Origin of the sequence: Streptomyces sp. NPDC090025 (assembly GCF_044748125.1) — a bacterium.
Taxonomy (GTDB): domain Bacteria; phylum Actinomycetota; class Actinomycetes; order Streptomycetales; family Streptomycetaceae; genus Streptomyces.
In genome coordinates this window covers 56,306-72,945 of sequence record NZ_JBIVFL010000002.1, presented here as the reverse complement: position 1 = coordinate 72,945, position 16,640 = coordinate 56,306, and the positions used below count along the sequence as shown (strand labels likewise).

Annotated in this window: 10 protein-coding genes; 2 read left to right on the top strand and 8 right to left on the bottom strand. The window is 73.6% G+C overall.

The window, feature by feature from the left end; translation table 11 throughout:
• Positions 1 to 47: 47 nt before the first annotated feature.
• The 5 genes from ACIPXM_RS06425 to ACIPXM_RS06405 all read right to left on the bottom strand — a co-directional run bounded on the left by ACIPXM_RS06425 (position 48) and on the right by ACIPXM_RS06405 (position 8,059).
• Complete coding sequence (locus tag ACIPXM_RS06425; protein WP_401652632.1) at positions 48 to 2,018, bottom strand: ATP-dependent DNA helicase; 1,971 nt, start codon at positions 2,016 to 2,018, stop codon at positions 48 to 50.
• A gap of 50 nt (positions 2,019 to 2,068) precedes the next feature.
• Positions 2,069 to 3,886, bottom strand: coding sequence for an IucA/IucC family protein (locus ACIPXM_RS06420; RefSeq protein WP_401652630.1), 1,818 nt, complete (start codon positions 3,884 to 3,886; stop codon positions 2,069 to 2,071).
• Positions 3,887 to 3,974: 88 nt separating this feature from the next.
• Positions 3,975 to 4,724: a GNAT family N-acetyltransferase gene (locus tag ACIPXM_RS06415; RefSeq protein ID WP_401652628.1), complete on the bottom strand. Its 750-nt coding sequence runs from the start codon at positions 4,722 to 4,724 to the stop codon at positions 3,975 to 3,977.
• A gap of 76 nt (positions 4,725 to 4,800) precedes the next feature.
• Positions 4,801 to 6,714, bottom strand: coding sequence for an IucA/IucC family protein (locus ACIPXM_RS06410; RefSeq protein WP_401652627.1), 1,914 nt, complete (start codon positions 6,712 to 6,714; stop codon positions 4,801 to 4,803).
• Between the two features lie 61 nt (positions 6,715 to 6,775).
• The gene (locus ACIPXM_RS06405) at positions 6,776 to 8,059 is read right to left on the bottom strand and encodes an aminotransferase class III-fold pyridoxal phosphate-dependent enzyme (protein ID WP_401652625.1); all 1,284 of its coding nucleotides are present in this window, start codon (positions 8,057 to 8,059) and stop codon (positions 6,776 to 6,778) included.
• Between the two features lie 359 nt (positions 8,060 to 8,418).
• Here ACIPXM_RS06405 and ACIPXM_RS06400 point away from each other — a divergent pair, with 359 nt between their 5' ends.
• Entirely contained in the window at positions 8,419 to 9,597 is a 1,179-nt protein-coding gene (locus ACIPXM_RS06400) for a trypsin-like serine peptidase (protein WP_401652623.1), read from the top strand.
• Between the two features lie 176 nt (positions 9,598 to 9,773).
• Entirely contained in the window at positions 9,774 to 10,982 is a 1,209-nt protein-coding gene (locus ACIPXM_RS06395) for a trypsin-like serine peptidase (RefSeq protein ID WP_401652621.1), read from the top strand.
• A gap of 102 nt (positions 10,983 to 11,084) precedes the next feature.
• Here ACIPXM_RS06395 and hflX read toward each other — a convergent pair whose 3' ends face one another.
• From hflX to ACIPXM_RS06380, 3 genes are all read right to left on the bottom strand, one after another.
• A complete protein-coding gene (gene hflX / locus ACIPXM_RS06390) occupies positions 11,085 to 12,578 on the bottom strand; it encodes a GTPase HflX (RefSeq protein ID WP_401652620.1) in 1,494 nt (497 codons plus the stop codon).
• A 122-nt stretch (positions 12,579 to 12,700) separates the two neighbouring features.
• Positions 12,701 to 14,242, bottom strand: coding sequence for a M1 family metallopeptidase (locus tag ACIPXM_RS06385; protein WP_401652618.1), 1,542 nt, complete (start codon positions 14,240 to 14,242; stop codon positions 12,701 to 12,703).
• 168 nt (positions 14,243 to 14,410) lie between these two features.
• Positions 14,411 to 16,597 (bottom strand): RelA/SpoT family protein, encoded by a 2,187-nt coding sequence (locus tag ACIPXM_RS06380; protein WP_401652616.1) that lies wholly within the window; start codon positions 16,595 to 16,597, stop codon positions 14,411 to 14,413.
• Positions 16,598 to 16,640 lie beyond the last annotated feature (43 nt).

The following is a 16,640-nucleotide window of genomic DNA, read 5'->3' as shown; positions in this document are numbered from 1 at the left end:
CAGGGCCGCACCCACAGGGTCAGCCCGCACCCGTAGTCACCCCCGGGCTACGCCTGGGCCTTCGCCGCCGCGTCGATCGCCGACAGGGACTTCCGGACCTGATTACGGTCCGTCGTGTACCAGAAGTCCGGCAGCGAAGCCTTCAGATAGCTGCCGTACCGCGCCATCGCCAGCCTCGGGTCCAGGACCGCCACCACACCCCGGTCGCCCGTCGCCCGCACCAGCCGGCCCGCGCCCTGCGCCATCAGCAGGGCCGCGTGGGTCGCCGCCACCGACATGAAGCCGTTGCCGCCCTTGTCCTCCACCGCCTTCTGGCGGGCGCTCATCAGCGGGTCGTCCGGGCGCGGGAAGGGGATCTTGTCCATGACCACCAGCTGACAGCTGGGGCCCGGCACGTCCACGCCCTGCCAGAGGGAGAGCGTGCCGAACAGACACGTCTTCGGGTCGGCCGCGAAGTTCTTGATCAGCTCGCCGAGGGTGTCCTCGCCCTGCAGCAGGATCGGCAGCTCCGGGATCCGGCTCCGCAGCTCCTCCGCCGCCTGCTGGGCCGCCCGCATCGAGGAGAACAGACCCAGCGTGCGGCCGCCGGCCGCCTGCATCAGCTCGGTCAGCTCATCGAGCATGTCGCCGCGCTCACCGTCCCGCGCCGGGCGGTTCAGATGCTTGGCGACATAGAGGATGCCCTGCTTCGGATAGTCGAAGGGCGAGCCGACGTCGATGCCCTTCCACACCGGCACGTCCTCGCCCTGGGTGCCCTCCGGCGCGAGACCCAGCGAAGCGCCGACCCCGTTGAAGTCGCCGCCCAGCTTCAGCGTCGCCGAGGTCAGCACCACCGACCGGTCGGCGAACAGCTTCTCCCGCAGCAGCCCCGAGACCGACAACGGCGCGACCCGCAGCGAGGCGCCGAACCGGTCGTGCCGCTCGTACCAGACGACGTCGTACTCCGAGCCCTGGGTGATCCGCTCCGCCACCCCGTGCACGGTCTCCACCGAGGCCATCGCCTGCTTGCGCACCGCGTCCTCGTCCTGCACCGCGCGGTCCCGGGTGGAACCCAGCGCCGTGATCACCGCGCGCGCCGCGTCACGCAGCGCCATCAGCGCGTATCCCAGGTCCTCCGGGATCTCCTCCAGACGGCCCGGCAGCGCCAGCTCCATCACCCGCTCGAAGCCCTCGGCGGCGGTCTGCAGCTGGTCCGCGACCTTCTCGTCGACCAGCTTGGCCGACCGGCGCACCGCCCGGTTCACCTGGCCGGGAGTGAGCTCGCCCGTCGCCACGCCGGTCACCCGGGACACCAGCTCATGGGCCTCGTCGACGATCAGCACCTCGTGCTGCGGCAGCACCGGGGCGCCCTCGATCGCGTCGATCGCGAGCAGCGCGTGATTGGTGACGACCACCTCGGCGAGCTTCGCCCGCTCCCTGGCCGCCTCCGCGAAGCACTCCGGGCCGTACACGCACTTGCTCGCGCCCAGGCACTCCCGCGAGGACACCGAGACCTGGCCCCACGCCTTGTCCGAGACGCCCGGCGTCAGGTCGTCCCGGTCGCCGGTCTCCGTCTCGTCCGCCCAGTCGCGCAGCCGCAGCAGGTCCTGGCCCAGCTTGCTGGTGGGGGCGGCCGCCTCGAACGGGTCGAAGAGGCCCTCCTCCTCGTCCTGCGGCACGCCCTCGTGGAGCCTGTGCAGACACAGATAGTTCGACCGGCCCTTGAGCATGGCGAACTCGGGACGGCGGCGCAGCTGCGGATGCAGCGCGTCGACCGTCCGCGGCAGGTCGCGCTCGACGAGCTGGCGCTGGAGCGCCAGCGTCGCCGTCGCGACCACCACCCGCTCCCCCTGCGCGAGCGCCGGCACGAGATAGCCGAGGGACTTACCGGTGCCGGTGCCGGCCTGGACGAGCAGGTGGGAACCGTCGTCGATGGCCTCGGCCACGGCCTCGGCCATGGTGACCTGGCCGGGGCGCTCCACACCGCCGACGGCGGCGACGGCGGCATGGAGGAGATCGGGGAGGGATGGCTTCGTCATAGCCCTCCCAGCCTAAGGGGCGGCACCGACAGCGCCGCCCCTTCCCGCGCTCAGGCGAGCGGGTTCGGGACGGTGCCGTGCACGGTCGCGTGCGGGCGCTCCGGCCGGTCGCGGTAGCCGTCCGAGTGGAGACGGTTGCGGTTGAGACAGAGCCGCTCGATCCGCGGCAGCAGGAGATCGAACAGCTCGAAGCGTTCCTTCAGCTCGGGGAAGCGGGACTGGTGGCGCAGGATCTCGGCGCGCACGAGCGTCCAGAACTCCTCCTCCGGCACGTCCAGTTGTTCCTCGCACAACGGCGCCAGGTAGCGGAAGACGCCGACGAAAAGGCCCGAATGGATGAACTGGGTGAGGAAGCCGGGCTCCTCCGTGAGCAGCACCTCCCGCACGTCGTCCGGCATGGTGCCGTGCTCGGGCAGCGGCACCGCGCTGACGTTCACGTCGTCGACGAAGTCCTTGATCGCCAGCCGGACGGGCACGTCCTGGTCGTCGTACACGACGATCGCGTTCTCACCGTGCGGGGAGAACACCGTGCCGTACCGGTAGAGGAAGTGGAGCAGCGGCGGGAGCAGCGCGGCGAAGAGCCGCTGGAGCCAGGCGCGGGGGGTGATCCCGGAACGGTCGACGAGTTCGGCGACGAAGGCGCGGCCCTCGGGGTCGGTGTGCAGCAGCGCGGCCAGGGTGCGGGCGCGTTCGCCCGGCGGCAGCCGCAGCGGTTCGCGCCAGATCGCGCCGAGCAGTTCCTTGTACTGGTACGGGACTTCGGGCAGCCGGTCGTACAGCGGGTGCTCGACGGTCACCGAGGCGACCTCGCCGAGCAGGATCACCCCGCACTCCTCGCGCAGGAACGGGTCGGCGTCGCGCAGTCCGTGCACCCAGGCGGTGACGGCGGGCGCGGCGAGGGTGCGCTCGGTGGGCAGGCCGCGCCAGACCAGGGTGTTGAGGACGGACAGCGGGAGTTTGACGGTGTGCCGGTCGGGGCGGCTGGTGTTGAGGAAGGTACGGATGGACTGCTGCGGCAGCCGCAGGTCGCCGTCGGTGGGCAGCGGCACCACGGCCCCCGCGGCGATGGCGGGGGCGTACAGCGGCAGCAGGATCTCGTCCCACTGCCAGGGGTGGACCGGCAGCAGCAGATAGGCGTCGGCGTCCAGGCCACGGGCTTGCAGGACGCCCCTGAAGGCGGCGCGTACCTCGGGGTCGAGCTCGCGCTCGTACAGCCGGTCGGGGGTGTCGAGGCCGGGGACGCCCCGGTAGGCGGCGAGGCGGCTGCTGACGGCGATCCACGGCAGCCGGGCGGGCCTGCGGGCCTCGGGTGCCCAGTGGGCGGTGTCGGTGGCGGAGAAGCCGATCCGGCCCTTGTTGAGGACGAGCCAGGGGTGGCCGGTCTGGTGGCCCTCCAGTTCGGCGTAGCCGAGGTCGGCGAGGGCGGCGGCGGGCAGGGCGGTGTGGTCGAGCCGGACGTCGGCGGCGAGCGTGGTGGTGAGCTCGCGGACCAGGTGGCCGAGGGTGGCGCCGTCGAGGCCGAGCAGGCCGCGGGCGCGGACCAGGAAGGCGAGCGGTTCGGTGGCGGGCGCGCCGTCGAGGCGGAGGCTCGCCGGGTCGACCCGCCAGCCGCCGTAGGCCACGCGGCGGGCGGTGAAGGCGAGGGTGCCGCCGTCGTCGAGGGTGAGGGCGTAGTGGTCCTGGCCGGTGGGGCGGGGGTCGAGGACCTCCTCGTACGCGAACTCGGCGACGGTCTTCGCGAGCAGCCGGGCCCCGGCGGCGGCCCAGCGCGCGGCGGTCAGCTCGGCGGGGAAGTGGAGGGCGGACGGGGCGGACGGGGCTGATGAGGCGGGTGGTGCGGAGTCGTGGGGTGCGGGGGACGTCGACACGAGGACTCCTCGGGGTGGGCACCGCCGTGGGCGGGCGGTGACGGTGGACGTGGGACGGATCGTCGTGGGGGCGGGGCGCGGCGGCGGGTCAGAGGACGTGGCGGAAGGCGCGGTCGCGGACCATCAGGGCGGCCCGTTTGCCGGGCAGGTCGACCTCGGCGGAGAGCCGGAACCCGGCGCCGAGGAAGGCCGCGACGGACGGAGTGTTGCGCAGGTCGGGCTCGGCGAGCACCCGGGTGCAGCGCGGCCGGTGGTCGAGGACCAGGTCGGCGACGGCGCGGAGCAGGGCGGTGCCGACGCCCCGGCCGCGGTCGGCGCCGCCCCCGATGAGCAGGTGGACGCCGGTGTCGTGGGGCCGGGCCGGGTAGTGCCGGGCCAGCGGGTCGAGGTCGGCGCGGTAGATCTCGAAGTAGCTCATCGGCGTGCCGTCCAGGACGCCGAGGCAGGGCACGCTGCGGCCGTCGCCGTCGAGTTGGGCCCTGATGTGGTCGGCGGTGACGCTCTCGGGGCCCTGGAGCTCCCAGAACGCGGCCACGGCGGGATCGTTCATCCAGCGGGCGATCAGGGGCAGATCGTGGTCGAGGCGCACCGGCACCAGCCGGAAGCCGCCGACCGGGGTGGCGGCCGTGGCCCAGCCGGGCAGGTCGTCGAGCAGATCGCCGTCGCGGACGTACGGGGCGGCCCGGGGCCCGGCCGGTGCGGCGATCAGCGCGGCGAAGTCGTCGGGCAGCTGGAGGTCCAGGGTGTCCTCGGGGCCGGGCTCGGGGCGGGGTCCGGCGCCGGGGCGGCTGGGGCGGATGGGGTGGGTGGTGCCGGGGTGCGCTTCGGTGGGAGGCACGGGGGCGCTCTCCTCTCGGCGGTCGGTACTGGACGGGACGAGGCGGTACGGGACGGGGGCGGGGCGGCCCGTGGGGTCAGGCGCGCAGGGGGTTTGCGACGGTGACGTACACGGACTGGGTGTCGACCGGGCCGACCAGTTCGTCGAGGCCGTGCAGCCGGGTGAGGAGGTTGGCCTTGCAGCGCAGGGTGGCGGCTTCCAGGAGCCGGTGCGGCAGCGGTGAGCCGAGGGCGGTCGTACCGGTGAGGAAGCGGCGCAGGGCGGCGAGCAGCAGGCGTTCGTCGGCGAGCCGCTGGGAGCCGAAGGCGCCGATGAGGCCGAAGACGTTGTTGATGCCGAGGTAGTAGGCGAAGCGTTCGTCGGTGACCTGGTCGGAGACGAAGGTGTCGCTGGTGGCGCCGATGCCGGGGAGCCGCTGCTCCAGGTCGTCGCGGCGGGACTCGCGGAAGTAGTAGCCCTGGTTGTCGCGGTAGCGGCCGCCGGTGGGCCAGCCGTCGGCGTCGAGCAGCACCAGGGTGTTCTGCTGGTGGGCCTCCAGGGCGACGCCGGCCTGGCCGTCCAGCCAGAGGAGCGGGCGGACCACGACGTCGAGGTAGCGCAGGAACCATTCGGTGGCCACGGCGGCGACGGGCCGGCCGGTACGGGCGGCGAGCCCGGCGACGACTCCGGCGAGCCGGGAGCGCATCCGGGGCGAGCCGGGCCAGGGGCGCGGTGCGGTGAGGGCGGCCAGGCAGACGGCGTCGTCGGTGCCGGCGAAGGGGTTGTGCCTGATCATCACGTCGAGTCCGGTGACGGGTTCGCCCTCAGGGGTGTCGACGGCGAGCCAGGCGGGGTCGCGGACGATGTCGAAGCCGGGGTGGGCGGCCTGCCATTCGTCGACGAGCCCGGTGCGCAGCAGCCGGTGCACCTCGACGCCCCGGTGGAGTTCCTTGCGGAGGTTCTCGCGGCGGGAGTTGGTGATGCGGACGCCGAGCGAGAGCTTGAGCATGGCGCGGGCGCCGGGGCGGTGCACGGTGCGGACCGAGGAGGTCGGGTGCCAGGGGGCGCCGTGCGGGCCGAGGTCGTGGAGGAGTCCGGCGTCGAGCAGCGCGGCGACGGCGGGGCGGTGCCGCAGCTCGCGGGCCTGCCAGGGGTGCAGGGGCAGGGCCGCGGTCCCGGCGGGCAGCGCGAGTCCTTCGGCGAGGCCCGCGGTGAGCTGGGCGGCGGCGACCGGGCGGCCCTGTTCGGTCCAGGCCGAGTCGGTGGCGAGGACGGCGGCGTCGACGGCCATCCAGTGCAGCGGGAAGGAGCCGTGGGCCTCGGGCGAGTAGATCCGGCCCTCGGCCTCGGAGAGTCCTTCACGGCTCTTGGGGGTGGGGTGCAGCGGGTGGCCGAGCAGCAGGGACTGTTCGGCGTCGAGGAACAGGTCGGCGTCGGGGGCGGGTTCGGGGGCGCGGCGGCGTTCGGCGATGAACTCGGCGGTGCGGCGGGCGGAGTCGGCGACCCGGCCGACGAGTTCGGTGCCTTCGGGGCGGCCGGTCTCGCGGCTGATCAGGGCGGCGAGGGTGACGGCGTCGACGGCGGGCGCCGAGGCGGGGAGTCCTTCGATGACGGGTGCGCCGAAGCGGTGCCAGCCGGTGGCCGACCAGTGGCGGACCGGGACGAGCAGGGCGGTGCCGCTGGCGGCGAAGGGGATGCGCAGCGTGTCGCCCGTACCGCCGCCGGGGCCGATGCTCCCGCCGGTCTCGCCGGGTCCTCCGGCCGGGTGGCCGTCCGGGGCCGGCAGGTTCCGTTCGCGTACCCAGCAGCGCAGCAGGTTCTCGACGGCGGCGCTGTCGGCGGCGCGGGCGGGGTCCGGGTCGTCCAGCGGATCGGGCGTCGTGGTCCGGCTCGCGGCGGGACGCGGGGCGGTGTACGGGCCGGGGTACGGGCGCGCGGGGTGGCGCGGGGCCTGGTGCGGGACGGTGGGGTCGGCGGTCAGCGGGCCGTCGGCGGCGGTGGTGGGGTTCACGGGATGTCCTTGGGAGGGGAGGGGGCGGCCGGTCGGGTGCGGGTCCGGGGACGGTCCGGGGTCAACCCGGCGGGCCGACGGGGCCGTTGCGGCAGGCGCGGTGGGCCCGCTCGGCCGCGGCGAGGGCGTCGGCGAAGCGGTCGAGGACGGCCGCCGCCTGCTCGTCGGTGAGCGTCAGCGGGGGCAGCAGCCGCACCACGGACTGGTGTCGGCCGCCGAGTCCCACGATCAGACCGCGGTCGAGGCACCGGCGCCGGAGCTCGGCGGCGAGTCCGGGCGCGGGCGGCGGCTGCGCGCCGGCCCCTCGCGTGCGCGTACCGGACGCTTCCGGGTCGACGAGCGCCACGCCGGTCATCAGGCCGCGCCCGCGCACGTCGCCGACGCAGGGGTGGTCGGCGGCGAGGGCGCGCAGCCGGTCGAGGATCCGTGTGCCGAGGGCTCCGGCGCGCTCGGCGAGCCCGTTCTCGCGGACGTAGGCGAGGGTGGCGGCGCCGGCCGCCATCGCGAGCTGGTTGCCGCGGAAGGTGCCCGCGCCCGGTCCGGGGGCGGGGACGTCGAGCGCGGCGCGGTGGACGACGACCGCGAGCGGCAGGGAGCCGCCGATGGCGTGGGAGAGCACCATCACGTCGGGTGCGACGCCGCTGTGCCCGATGCCCCAGAAGGCGCCGGTGCGGCCGACGCCGGTCCGGGTCTCGTCGGCGATCAGCGGGATCGAGCGGGCGGCGGTCAGCTCGCGCAGCCGCCGCAGCCAGCCGTCCGGGGCCGGGATCATGCCGCCGTCCTGGACGGGTTCGACGAGCATCCCGGCGGGTGCGGGGTCGGCGGCGTCCGGCACCTCGTGCCGGGCGCCGTCGAGGGCGAGCACGCCGTCGCGGCCGGTGGCGGCGCGGACCAGGGTGAGGGCGGTCTCGACGGCGTCGGTGCCGTTCGGGGCGCAGAACCGGATCCGGGCGTCGGCGGCGAGTGCGGCGGGCAGGGTGGCGAACAGCTCGGTGACGAAGGCGTCCTTGACCGGCGTGGCCAGGTCCGTGGCGTGCAGCGGGGCGCCGGAGTCGAGGGCCTGGCGGAGGGCGTCGAGGACCACGGGGTGGTTGTGGCCGAGGGCGAGGGTGCCCGCGCCGGAGAGGCAGTCGAGGTAACGGCGGCCGTCGGCGCCCTCGATGGTGAGGCCCCTGGCCCGCACGGGCACGATGGGCAGCGAGCGCGCGTAGGTGCGCGCGGCGGACTCGCGCTGCGCCTGACGGCGCAGGATGCCCTCCGCCGCGCCCCCGTCGGCGGCGGTGCGGCGCTCCCCCCGGGTCCGCGGGCCCGGGTCGACGACCGGAACTGGTTCGGTCACGGCCACGGATCGGTGTCCTCCCGCTGTCACGGCCGCTTGCGCGGTAACGGTTGCGTTGCACATCGGTACGTTGCAGGGCCGCCGCGAAGGGCGTCCTGGAAGCTGCCGCTGTGTCCCCCGTACGTACCAACGACGGGGCCTGCCGGGGATCACGGGCGGCGACCAACTTCCTTGGCGTGTCCCGGATCACGGCATGGCAACGGCCGGTCGTGGGGCGGAACCGCGGACCTGGGTCGTACCGTCCCCTCCGGCACCGGCATAGTGGGGGTTTCGCCCGGCGCGGCTCCCCGCGGCGGGCCTGTTCACTGATGCACAAGCTGGTGCACGAGATGCACAAGTCGACGTAGTCCCAGGGGGATCACGAGATGCGATCGATTCGACCGCTGCTCGCCGCGGCGTCCGCCGTCGCGGCGCTGACGCTGACGGCGACTGCCTGCGGCCCGTCCGAGGACACCGCGGGGGGTGACAAGCAGCCCTCCGCGACCGTGCCGTCCGAGCTCGGGAAGATCAAGATTCCGGACGACCTGAAGCAGCGTCTGAAGGAGCACGGGATCGACGTCGACAAGTGGCGCGACGGCGAGTGGAAGAACTGGGACAAGGACAAGTGGCTGCGCGAGGCCAAGGACTTCGTCAACCCGATCATCGAGGACCTCTGGGACCCGGACCGGATGCGGGACGCCGAGCGTCCCGACAAGCCGGTCGAGGAGGAGGACATCTCGGGTGACAAGGGCGTGACCGACCCGACGCCCGCCGCGGTACGGGCCAGGGCCGTGGAACCGGCCTACCACGCCCACGCGCCCGCCTCGGGCAAGGTGTTCTTCGACGGCCCGCAGGGCTCGATGGTCTGCTCGGCGACGGTGGTCCAGGACCCGGCGCACCCGGGGAAGTCCAACATGGTCTGGACGGCCGGGCACTGTGTGCACGCGGGCCAGAAGGGCGGCTGGTACCGGAACATCGCCTTCGTGCCGTCGTACAACGACGCGGGCCGTCCGACGGCGGAGCTGGAGAGCGCGACCCGTCAGCAGATCGCCCCGTACGGCGTGTGGTGGAGCGACTGGGCGCAGACCTCGCAGCAGTGGATCGACCAGGGCGGTCAGACCGGCGGCAAGGGCGCCCCGTACGACTTCGCCGTGCTGCATGTGACGCCGGAGAAGGGTGGCACCGGCAAGTCTCTTGAGGAGACGGTCGGTTCGGCGCTCCCGGTGGACTTCAACGCCCCGGCGGTGCCGAGGATCGCGGACATGACGGCCACCGGTTTCCCGGCGGGCAAGCCCTTCGACGGGCAGAAGATGTACCAGTGCACCGACAAGCCGGGGCGGCTGTCGGTGAAGGCGGACCAGCCGACGATGTACCGGATCGGCTGCACGATGACCGGTGGTTCGTCGGGCGGCGGCTGGGTGGCCACCGGCAAGGACGGCAAGCCCGCGCTGGTGTCGAACACCTCGATCGGTCCGGTGACGGCGGGCTGGCTGGCCGGTCCGCGGCTCGGGCCCGAGGCGAAGGCCCTGTTCAACGGCATGAGCAAGAAGTACTCCGGCCAGTAGGCCGGTTCGGGGGGTGGGCGGGGCCGCGCGGCCCCGCCCGCCGTACCCGGCATACTGTGCACCGCAAGTGACGCGTCCATGGCAATGCGGCCGATGCCGCACCGCCGTGCGCTGCGGCCGACCGTGCCGGTCCCGCCGCCCGGACGCGCGAAACACCTTCAGGGGGAAAGCACTTCATGCGCTCCATACGCACCCATCGATCGAGACGACTCCTGCCGCTGGCCTCGGGCGCCGCGGCCGCCGCCGCGCTCGCGCTGACCGTGACCGCCTGCGGCCCGACCGACCCGGCGGCGGGCGACAAGCCCGCCTCCCCCTCGGCCGCCGCCTCCTCCACCGGTGCCGCGGACGGCGGCTCCGGCTCGGACTCCGGTTCCGGCCTCGCCAAGGACCTCGCCGACAAGCTCAAGAAGCGCGGCGTCGACCTGGACAAGTGGAAGGACGGCGAGTGGAAGAACTGGGACCAGAGCACCTGGCTCCGTGAGGCCGAGGACTTCGTCAACCCGGTGATCGACGGGCTCTGGGACACCCAGCGGATGCAGTCCGCGAAGAGCCCGGACCCGACCGTCGAGACCCAGGCGACCGCCGGCGGCAGCGACCCGGTGCCGCGCCCGGTGACGGCACAGCGCGAGAAGACCCCGTACCACCGTTTCGCGGCCCCGGTCGGCAAGATCTTCTTCGATTCGCCGCAGGGCTCCATGGTCTGCTCCGGCACGATCGTGAAGGACCCGCGGCACCCCGGGAAGTCCAACCTGGTGTGGACCGCGGGGCACTGCGTGCACGCGGGCAAGAAGGGCGGCTGGTACCGCAACATCACCTTCGTGCCCGCCTTCAACGACCTCGGCAAGTCCCCCGCCGCGCTGCGCAACGCGCAGCAGCACGAGGTCTACCCGTACGGCCAGTACTGGGCGGACTGGGTGGTGACCTCCGGCGAGTGGCTGCGCAACGGCGGCACCAACCAGGCGTGGCCGTACGACTACGCCGTCCTGCACGTCCGGCCGCAGCAGGGGCGCAAGTCCCTGGAGGAGACCGTGGGCGTGGCCCTGCCGGTCGACTTCTCCGCTCCGGCGCCGTCGACGGCGGGCACGGTGGGCGCCTGGGGCTACCCGGCCGCTCCCCCGTACAACGGCATGATCATGCACAAGTGCCTGACCCGCTCCTCCGCCTACACCACGTATCCGGCCACGCCCGCCATGTACCGGATCGGCTGCACCATGACCGGCGGCTCGTCCGGCGGCGGCTGGTTCCGGGTGCAGCGCAACGGCGTCACGGCGCTGGTGTCGAACACCTCGATCGGCCCGGCCGGGCGCAACGGCTGGCTGGCCGGACCGCAGCTGGGCCGCGGCGCGAAGGCGGCCCACGAGATGATCAGCAAGAAGTTCGGCTGACGATCCGGCCGGATGTCCGACACACGAAGGCGCCGGCCGTCTCCCCCGGTGGGGAGGCGGCCGGCGCCTTCGTCGTACGGGCCGGGGCCGGGGCCCCGGGTGTCAGTGCGCGGCGGGGACGTACGACGCGAGGTGCGCCGCCAGCTCCTCGTGAACCCGCGCCTTGAGCAGGGTGCCCTCCGGGGTGTGCTCCTCGGAGATCACCTCGCCCTCGGCGTGCACCCGCGAGACCAGACCGCCCTGCGTGTACGGCACGAGGACGGAGATCTCGACCTGCGGGCGCGGCAGCTCGGAGTCGATCAGCGCGAGCAGCTCGTCGATGCCCGCGCCGGACCGGGCGGACACGGCGATGGAGTGCCGCTCCGCGCGCATCAGGCGCTGCAGCACCAGCGGATCGGCGGCGTCCGCCTTGTTGATCACGACGATCTCCGGCACGTTCACCGCGCCGACGTCGCGGAACACCTCGCGGACCGCCGCCAGCTGCTCCTCCGGGGCCGGGTGCGAGCCGTCGACCACGTGCAGGATGAGGTCGGAGTCGCCGACCTCCTCCATGGTGGAGCGGAACGCCTCGACCAGGTGGTGGGGCAGGTGCCGGACGAAGCCGACGGTGTCGGCCAGGGTGTAGACCCGGCCGGAGGGCGTCTCGGCCCGCCGGACGGTCGGGTCGAGGGTGGCGAACAGCGCGTTCTCCACCAGCACGCCCGCGCCGGTGAGGCGGTTGAGCAGGGAGGACTTGCCCGCGTTGGTGTAGCCGGCGATGGCGACCGACGGGACCTTGTTGCGCCGCCGCTCCTGCCGCTTGATGTCGCGGCCGGTCTTCATCTCCGCGATCTCCCGGCGCATCTTCGCCATCTTCTCGCGGATCCGGCGCCGGTCCGTCTCGATCTTGGTCTCGCCGGGGCCTCGGGTGGCGAGACCGCCGCCCTTGCCGCCACCCATCTGACGGGACAGCGACTGACCCCAGCCGCGCAGTCGCGGCAGCATGTACTGCATCTGCGCGAGCGAGACCTGCGCCTTGCCCTCTCGGGACTTGGCGTGCTGGGCGAAGATGTCGAGGATCAGCGCGGTCCGGTCGATGACCTTGACCTTGACGACGTCTTCGAGGGCGATGAGCTGGCCGGGGCTGAGCTCGCCGTCGCAGACGACGGTGTCGGCGCCGGTCTCCAGGACGATGTCCCGCAGCTCCAGTGCCTTGCCCGAGCCGATGAAGGTGGCCGGGTCCGGCTTGTCGCGGCGCTGGACGACGCCGTCGAGCACCATGGCGCCCGCCGTCTCGGCGAGGGCCGCGAGCTCCGCGAGGGAGTTGTCCGCGTCCTGCACCGTCCCGGAGGTCCAGACGCCGACCAGCACGACGCGCTCCAGGCGCAGCTGCCGGTACTCGACCTCGGTGACGTCCTCGAGCTCGGTGGAGAGGCCCACGACACGGCGCAGGGCCGCGCGCTCGGAACGGTCGAACTGGTCGCCGTCCCGCTCTCCGTCGATCTCGTGGCTCCAGGCGACGTCCTCTTCCATCAGGGCATCGGCCCGAAGGCTCTCGGTGCGGTGGGTGTCCGCGAAGCTCTGCTTGTCCTGGGAAGGGGATGAAGAGGAGGTCATTGGATCCTTACGTCGAAGAAGAGAGTTCCGTTGTGTCCGTCACAACGCGTGACCCCGGCCAGGAATTCCCGGCCCGGCCGCGTCGCCGACCTGAAGATGGTGACACGGCCGGGCGGGGCCCGTCATCCCGGTTTCGCCGCCTTCGGCACCCGACCGCCGGTGGGCGCCTGGGAGCGCCAGTCGGGGTGTCCCGGCATGGCCGGGGTCTTCGCCGCGTACAGCCAGTCGTTCAGGAACCGGGTGAGCTCCTGCCCGGAGACCTCCTCGGCGAGGGCGACGAAGTCGGCGGTGGTCGCGGTGCCGTCCTGGTGGTCGGTGACCCAGCGGCGCTCCAGGGTGGCGAAGTCGGCGGCGCCGATCTTCTGGCGCAGCGCGTAGAGGGCGAGCGCGGCGCCGTCGTAGACCACCGGCCGGAACAGGCTGATCTTCTCGCCGGGCGCGGGCGGCTTGGGGGCGGCGGGCGGGCCGCCGTCCTGGCGCCACTCGTCGGACGCGGTGTAGGCGGCGCGCATCCGGCGCTCCAGGGTGGGCCCGCCGTTCTCGGCCGCGTGCAGGGTCTCGTACCAGGTGGCGTGCCCCTCGTTGAGCCAGAGGTCGGACCACGCGCGCGGGGAGACGCTGTCGCCGAACCACTGGTGGGCGAGTTCGTGGACCATCACGGAGTCGACGTACCACTTGGGGTAGCCGGGCTCGGTGAACAGTCCGCGTTCGAACAGGGAGAGGGTCTGGGTCTCCAGCTCGAAGCCGGTCTCGGCGTCGGCGATCAGCACCCCGTACGTCTCGAAGGGGTACGGGCCGAGCCGGTGCTCCAGCCAGCCGAGATGCGCGGGGGTGCGGCGCAGCCAGGGCTCCAGGAGTTTCTGGTCGGCGGTCCTGACGACATCGCGCACGGGCAGGCCGTGCGGGCCCTCGCGGTGCACGACGGTGGACCTGCCGATGCTGACCTGGGCCAGTTCGGTGGCCATCGGGTGGGCGGTCCGGTAGGTCCAGGTGGTGCTTCCCGCGCTGCTCTCCCGGCTCTGCGGGAGTCCGTTGGCGACGGCGGTGAGGCCGTCGGGCGCGGTGATCCGGAAGGTGAAGAACGCCTTGTCGGCGGGGTGGTCGTTGGACGGGAACACCCGGTGGGCGGCGTCGGCCTGGTTGGCCATGGCGAGGCCGTCGCCGGTGCGCACCCAGCCGCCGGACGCGGCCGGGCCGCGGGGGTCGCTGGTGTGGGTGACGGTGATCTCGACGGCCTCGCCCCGCTCGACCGGCCGGGCCGGGGTGATCACCAGGTCCTCGCCGCTGCTCGCCCACGTGGCCGGTTCGCCCGCGACGGTCACGGCGGAGACGGTGCCGTGGGTGAAGTCGAGGTTGATCCGGTCCAGGTCGTCGGTGGCGAGCGCGGAGAGGGTGGTGCTCGCGGCGAGCGGTTGGGTGTTCCGGCCCGGGTAGGTGAGGGAGATGTCGTAGGAGAGGACGTCGTAGCCGGGGTTGCCGAGGTGCGGGAAGAGCGGGTCGCCGATGCCGAGCGGTGTGGGCGCGGGGAGGGTGGTGGCGGCGACGAGTCCGGCGGAGAGGGCGACGAGGACGGCGGAGCGCAGGACCCGGGAGCGGGCACGCGTGCGCGTGCGGATAGGGGTGGGGAGGGGAGTGGGGGTGGGGGCGTGGGGTGGGAGCGGCATGGGTTACGGCTACCAGGGGGTGGTGCGCGGACCGGCGCGACGCGCGGCCGGATCCAACATCCAACATCCGAATACCGGATATCGGATCCAAACATCAGATTTTGGATCCGACATTTCGGATACCTCGATCGCCTCGGAGCTCTCGGACGCCCGGCGGTCGGCCGACCGTCACGCCTCCGGCGCCCCGGGATGCCGCCCCCGGCTCACGTCGTACACCCCCGGCACGTCCCGCATCGCCTTCATCAGGGCCGGAAGCCCTGCCGCGTCCGGGAGTTGGAGGGTGTAGGTGTGCCGGACCCGCTGCTCGCTGGGGGGTTCGACGGTGGCGGCGACGACGGCCGCGCCCTCGACGGCGATGGCCTCGGTGAGGTCGGCGAGCAGCCGGGGGCGGCCGAAGGACTCGGCGACCAGGGTGACCCGGCACTCGGCGGTGTCGCCCCAGTGGACGGTGACCGGGGAGCGGCCGAGGCGTTCCATGGTGGCGACGGAGGCGCAGCCGGTGCGGTGGACGGTGACGGAGCCGCCGCGCACCACGAAGCCGGTGATGTCGTCCGGTGGCACCGGCGTGCAGCAGCCCGCGGGGCGGACGCCGGGCGGCGGGGCGCCGTCGGGCAGGTGCGGGAGTTCGGCGCGCAGCCGGGTGGCGGAGCGGCGGGCGGCCGGGGTGGTGGCGCTGACCGCGGCGGGCGGGCGCGGGGCGGCGGCCGGGACCCTGGCGGCCTCCGGGTGGGCTTCGAGCCAGCCGGTGATGGCGATCCGGGCGGCCGGGGTGCGGGCGTGGTCGAGCCACTGCGGGGAGGGTCCGGACGCGGTGTCCTGGGCGAGCAGCGGCTGCACGGTGTCACCGTCCCGCAGGACGGTGCTCAGCGGCGCGAGCCGCCCGTTGACGCGGGCGCCGTGACAGCCGTGGGCGGCCTCGCCGTGCTGGGCGTAGGCGGCGTCGACGCAGCTGGCTCCGGCGGGCAGGCTGATCGTGCCGGGGGCGGCGCCGTCGGTGCGGAACACGGTGATCTCGTGGTCCTGGGCGAGGTCGGCGCGCAGCGAGGTCCAGAAGGTGTCGGCGTCGGGCGTGGACTGCTGCCAGTCGAGCAGCCGGGAGAGCCAGCCGGGGCGGGTCGGGTCGACGCGTTCGCCGTCCTCGGGACGGGCGCCCTCGGTGGCGCCGTCGGCGCCGTCGGACATGGCCGCGTAGGGGTTGCCGAGGGCGACCACCCCGGCCTCGGCGACCTTGTGCATCCGGTGGGTGCGGATGAGGACTTCGGCGACGGCTCCGTCGGGGGCGGCGACGGCGGTGTGCAGCGACTGGTAGAGGTTGAACTTGGGGGCGGCGATGAAGTCCTTGAACTCGGAGACCACCGGCGTGAAGCAGGTGTGGAGTTCACCGAGCACGGCGTAGCAGTCGGCGTCCTCGGCGACCAGCACCAGGAGGCGGCCGAAGTCGCTGCCGCGCAGTTCGCCGCGCTTCAGCCTGACCCGGTGCACGGAGACGAAGTGCCGGGGTCTGACCTGGACTTCGGCGCCGATCCCGGCCTCGCGCAGCACTCCGGTCACCTGCTCGGCGATCCCGGCGAGCGCGTCGTTCGCGCCCGGGTTGCGGGCGATGAGGGCCCGGGTGGCCTCGTACTCCTCGGGGTGGAGGATGGCGAAGACCAGGTCCTCCAGTTCCGTCTTGAGGGCCTGGACGCCGAGGCGTTCGGCGAGCGGGATGAGGACGTCACGGGTGACCTTGGCGATGCGGACCTGTTTCTCGGGGCGCATCACGCCGAGGGTGCGCATGTTGTGCAGCCGGTCGGCGAGTTTGATCGACATCACCCGGACGTCGTTGCCGGTGGCCACGAGCATCTTGCGGAAGGTCTCGGGTTCGGCGGCGGCCCCGTAGTCGATCTTCTCGACCTTGGTGACGCCGTCGACGAGATAGGCGACCTCGTCGCCGAACTCCCGGCGCACCTGATCGAGCGTCACCTCGGTGTCCTCGACGGTGTCGTGGAGCAGGGACGCGGTCAGCGTCGTGGTCTCGCCGCCGAGTTCGGCCAGGATCAGGGTGACCGCGAGCGGGTGGGTGATGTACGGCTCGCCGCTCTTGCGGAACTGGCCGCGGTGCGAGGACTCGGCGAGCACGTACGCGCGGCGCAGCACGGCCAGGTCGGCGTCGGGGTGGTGGGCCCGGTGGGCCTCGGCGACGTGTCCGATGGCGTCCGGCAGCCGGTCCCGGGGGGCGGGTCCCGCGGTCGCGCCGAGCAGCGCGGCCCGGCCGAGCCGGCGCAGGTCGATCCTGGGGCGGCCTCGTCTGCGGCCCGGAGCGTCCGGGCCGGCGGCCTCGGCGTCGCTCACGGGGTTGGTGGCCTCTGCGCTCATGGGGCACCTCCGGCGGCGTCGACCGGCGAAAGGCGGGGCAGGC

Bases quoted from the DNA above. Each gene is read 5' to 3' on its own strand.
- ACIPXM_RS06425 (WP_401652632.1), bottom strand. From the start codon at position 2,018: ATGACGAAGCCATCCCTCCCCGATCTCCTCCATGCCGCCGTCGCCGCC.
- ACIPXM_RS06400 (WP_401652623.1), top strand. From the start codon at position 8,419: ATGCGATCGATTCGACCGCTGCTCGCCGCGGCGTCCGCCGTCGCGGCG.
- ACIPXM_RS06395 (WP_401652621.1), top strand. From the start codon at position 9,774: ATGCGCTCCATACGCACCCATCGATCGAGACGACTCCTGCCGCTGGCC.
- hflX (WP_401652620.1), bottom strand. From the start codon at position 12,578: ATGACCTCCTCTTCATCCCCTTCCCAGGACAAGCAGAGCTTCGCGGAC.
- ACIPXM_RS06385 (WP_401652618.1), bottom strand. From the start codon at position 14,242: ATGCCGCTCCCACCCCACGCCCCCACCCCCACTCCCCTCCCCACCCCT.
- ACIPXM_RS06380 (WP_401652616.1), bottom strand. From the start codon at position 16,597: ATGAGCGCAGAGGCCACCAACCCCGTGAGCGACGCCGAGGCCGCCGGC.